1 protein-coding gene is annotated in these 3,914 nt (G+C 40.4%); it reads left to right on the top strand.

The features are described 5' to 3' along the window. Nucleotides 1-174: 174 nt before the first annotated feature. Nucleotides 175-3,192 carry a TonB-dependent receptor gene (locus tag Q0140_RS04330; RefSeq protein WP_297962234.1) on the top strand — a complete coding sequence of 1,006 codons (3,018 nt, stop codon included), beginning with the start codon at nucleotides 175-177 and terminating at the stop codon, nucleotides 3,190-3,192. Nucleotides 3,193-3,914: the final 722 nt, after the last annotated feature.

Raw genomic sequence — 3,914 nt, 5'->3', positions numbered from 1 at the left:
AAAACGCAAATTTAGGAGATAAAGGCGTAAGGCTGGGATTTCTTTAAATTAAATTAAGCGCTATAATTACAAATGATAAATAAATTCTTTTTAATTTAAATTTAAAGAATTTTTCACTAATATACTGCTATTTTTAATAACGCCTATGAGAAATAGTATTATAAAAGGATCAAAATGAGCTTATTTAGGTTTTCCATTGCAGCGGCGGGAGCGCTTTGTTTATGCGCGGTCACTTTAGCTGCACAGGATGATAGCGAAGGTGGCTCCCAAAATTTAGGGCAGATCAATGTTACGGGAAACGTAGAAAGCGACCCGCTTACCAAAAAAGTCGGCGAAACTAAAAAGAGCGCCAAGCAACTCGCCAAAGAGCAAGTTAGCGATAGTAGAGATATGGTTCGTCACGAAACCGGCGTTTCAGTTGTCGAAAGCGGAAGATTCGGTGCTAGTGGTTATTCGATCCGCGGAGTAGATGAAAACCGTGTAGATATAAGTATTGATGGACTTCGCCAAGCAGAAACGTTAAGCTCGCAAGGTTTTAAAGATCTATTTGAAGGATATGGAAACTTTAATAACACTAGAAACGGCGTTGAGGTTGAAAACGTAAGACAGGTAGATATCACTAAAGGTGCAGATTCGGTAAAAAGAGGCTCGGGCGCGCTAGGTGGCTCAGTAGCGTTTGAGACAAAGGATGCGAGAGATTATCTAACGGAGAAGGATTGGTATTACGGATTTAAGCGCGGGTATCAAAGTGCGGATAGACAAAACTGGCAAAGCCACGCAGCTGCAGTTCGGTTTAAGTGGTTTGATCTTTTGGCTATTCATACTGATAGAGAAGGACATGAACTAAAAAACTGGGGTTATAAAGACTATGACCCAACCGTCATCAGAAAAGTTAGGGAAAAGCCCGATCCGTATAGAATTTACAAGAAAAGCACCCTTGTCAAATTTGGTTTTCAACCCACCGATACCGATAGATTTAGCCTAGGATACGATAAGTCTAATATAAAATCAGAGGGAATAGACTGGTCGAATCAATTTGCTCTTTACAATACGCAAACCCCTTGGGGAGCATTGACTAACGATATACGACACACTAACGATACAAGCGAAAGAAAGAATTACTCGTTTTCTTACGAAAATTTCGACGAAACGCCTTTATGGGATAGCTTAAAATTTAGCTATAACAAGCAACATATTAAGTTAAAAGCGAGAACGGATGAGTATTGCGAAGGCGATAACTGCGCAGGTATTTCAAATCCGTCCGGTCTACATATAAACGAAAACGGAAAAATGGTAGATAAATACGGAGGAGAGCTCCAACACTCTACCGAGACGTATTACGAACAGCCGTGGTGGAGTCCCGTGCCCATACCTAGAACAAGAGATATCGTAATAGATAGCAGAGGCAATAAAGTAGATGATAACGCGTACCAAGGATACACGAATGAATTAAACACGGGAGGAGTCTCCGATATTTTAGTCAATTGCGATAACTATAACTGCTCAAAGGGTATCGATCTATTTGATACAAATACGTGGAGCTATCAGCACTACGACCTTACCCCTGTACCTACCCCTAATGGCAAAGGAAACTATGCGGTAATCAATCCAAAAGATAGCTGGAACGGCGATTCTCTCTTATTGCCGAGCCAATACGGCTTTGTAGATAACAACTGGAAAGACAGGGATCTCATCACCGATACAAAACAATTAAATCTCGATCTTACCAAGGATTTTACTATCAAAAGCTCAGAGCACACCTTAAGCTACGGCGGGCTTTTTAGTAAAAGCGATAAGCGAATGGTAAACAGACAAGGATACGAGCCTACGAATAAACAGTGGTGGGCCGAAACCTTTTTCGGCGTAAGAAATACTAACCCCGACTTTCCTATGCTCGGCACTTGGTATGCGGATAAATGTAAGCTATACAACGGAAACGACTATGTAACGCTTTGTAGCCACGAAGACGATCCTTTTAGCTTTCTTATTCCGGTTGAGACTAAAACCGGAGCGCTTTATGTGGGGGATGATTTTCGCATAAACGATATCCTAGGCTTTGATCTTAATTATAGATACGACAGAGTGAAGCATAATCCAAGCTACACTCCCGGCGTGACGCCTAAAATTCCGACCGATCTGTTTATCGGTATGTTCGTTCCCTATACGCCGCTTCCCGGCAATCCGTCCAATGCCGAGATAAAGGCCCATCGAGACGCCAATGCGGAAGCCAATGCTATGTATTTGGCTTCTCAAAAAAGAAAATATTCAGCAAACTCGTATTCGATATCTACAAATATCGATCCGCTCGATTTTTTTAGAATTCAGCTTAAATATGCAAACGGATTTAGGGCGCCTACTTCGGATGAAATTTACTTCACTTTCCAGCACCGTGATTTTTCGATATATCCTAATTTGGATTTGAAAAAAGAGACCGCAAAGACTAAAGAGATTGCCTTTACGCTTCATAATTCTCCAAGCTTCGTTACATTGAATTTATTCCAAACGGATTATAGGAATTTTATAGATTTACAATACAAGGGGGAATTCCAGCTTCCTTACGGAAACGGTGGAAGTACAATGCCTACTTCTGTGTATCAAAACGTAAATCGTCCAAAAGCAAGAGTAAGAGGAATAGAGATAGACTCGAGACTGGCTTTGGATCAAATTTGGCAGCCTCTACAGGGCTTTCATATAGGATATAAGCTAAGTATTCAAAAAGGCAGAATGGATATAGGTCACGGCAAAACCGATACGCCGATGAATGCGATCCAGCCGCGAACGGCGGTTTATAGCGTAGGCTATCAAAGCCCGGGCGATAAATACGGCGCGGATCTGTTCGTAACCGCGGTAGCTGCGAAAAAGGCGAGAGATACCTACAATATGTATTGGTACGAGCAGTATCTAGGCGGCAAAATCGTAAACGGCAAACCTGTAAGCAATAGCGAAGTGGAATGGAGAAGCGGTGGATATACGACGATAGACTTCGTAACATACGTAAAGCCGATAAAATATCTGACGCTTCGTGCAGGCATATATAATATAACCGATCGTAAATATATCACTTGGGAAAGCGCCAGGTCAATAAGGCCTTTTGGAACTAGCAATCTGATAGATCAAGAAACAGGGCTTGGTATCAACCGCTTTTACTCGCCGGGTAGGAACTATAAACTCACATGGGAGATGCAGTTTTAAAATTTAATCAAGCATTCGGCGTCCCGCTATAACAAAAGCCGTCTTAGAATTAAATTTATGGATTTTATTGGCAAATTTTAAAAAGGCAGCAATAGTCAATCGCTTATATCGCTTAAATTTTAAAAATTTAAGCGATATAACGGATCAAAATGCTCGCCTATAATACCGCTCGCGATCTTTTCCGTAAAACATAGATATTGAAATTTCAAAATTTATATTATAAATCGCGTAGGCTTAAATTTATGGATCAAAATTTTATCGGTATAAATTATCACCCTTGCATGTATCATATATGGATATTAGAGCGAAGATTGGAGTTGCAGGGCTCGCCAGTCACGATAACTTTTAAAAATTTATCTTGCCTGCTTTTTAGTCTACACGCGTGATACTAGAGAGATAGCTACACCAGTGTTAAATTTGTGGCGCGAACACAAAGTATTTCGGTGCAATGATATAAGATTTGAAATTTAGCGCGCTCAAAACGCCATGCTGTGCGAATGCCAAAAAACGAGCAGTAAAAACCAAGAATAGATTTTAGGCAAAATTTGCGTGGAATTCAAAGCATCGCAAGATTTGAAAATTTTCAGAATTAAAATTTAAAAATAAATTTGACCGATCAGCTCGGTCAAATTTTGATTAAATTTTAGCGCCGAACGCGCAAAAATGTATTATTTATAAGCCTTGATCGCTTTGTCTAGAATTTTCTCCGCTTCCGCGGCGCT

It is taken from the genome of uncultured Campylobacter sp. (assembly GCF_938045405.1).
GTDB lineage: Bacteria > Campylobacterota > Campylobacteria > Campylobacterales > Campylobacteraceae > Campylobacter_B.
Note: the sequence above shows the minus strand (reverse complement) of the source record. Positions and strands in the feature narration are given on the sequence as shown.